The organism is Xanthomonas sp. SHU 308, assembly GCF_000364645.1.
GTDB classification, from domain to species: Bacteria; Pseudomonadota; Gammaproteobacteria; order Xanthomonadales; family Xanthomonadaceae; genus Xanthomonas_A; species Xanthomonas_A sontii.
Map to the genome: position 1 here is coordinate 1 of NZ_AQOK01000831.1, position 593 is coordinate 593.

Annotated in this window: 1 protein-coding gene; it reads right to left on the reverse strand. The window is 75.7% G+C overall.

Annotated elements, in window-relative coordinates:
• A partial coding sequence (locus tag D588_RS0121755) for a TolC family protein (protein WP_017917505.1) occupies positions 1-542 on the reverse strand: 542 nt, incomplete at its 3' end.
• Positions 543-593 lie beyond the last annotated feature (51 nt).

Below are 593 nucleotides of genomic sequence, written 5' to 3' on the forward strand. Positions count from 1 at the left end.
TCGGCCTGCTGCGCGTGGCGCAGGTCGATCCAGTTGCGGGTCACCTCGGCGATGGTCGCCGCGCGTACCTGCGCCAGGTCGGCCTGGGCATTGTCCAGATCGCCGCGGGCCATGCGCCGGGTCGCCTCGCCGCGGCCGAACAGCGGCAACTCCCATTCCGAGTCGAGCCCGACCACCAGGAACGAGGCGCTGGCGTCGGGGTCGATCGGGTCGAGGGTGCGCGCACGCAGCTGCGGGCGCTGCGATGCGCCGGCCACGGTATCCAGGCGCCGCGCCGCGCGCAGCTTGGCCAGTGCCTGGCCGACGTTGAGGTCGTCGCGCAGCGCCTGCGCGACCAGCGCGTCGAGCTGAGGATCGTGGAAGTCCTGCCACCAGGCCGTGCCGGGTGGGCGCGGGACCGCGGCCTGCGGCGTCGGGCTGCTCCATCGCGCGGGCAGCGACTGTTGCGGCAGATCCGGCAACGGCGTGCTGGCGCAGCCGGCCAGGGCCAGTGCGGCGGCCAGCGCCAGCACGCTGGCCGGGCGGATCCGGATCCGGCTCATGCCTGCGGCTCCGCGCCGGCCGGCAGGTCCAGCTCCGCACGCAGGCCCCCC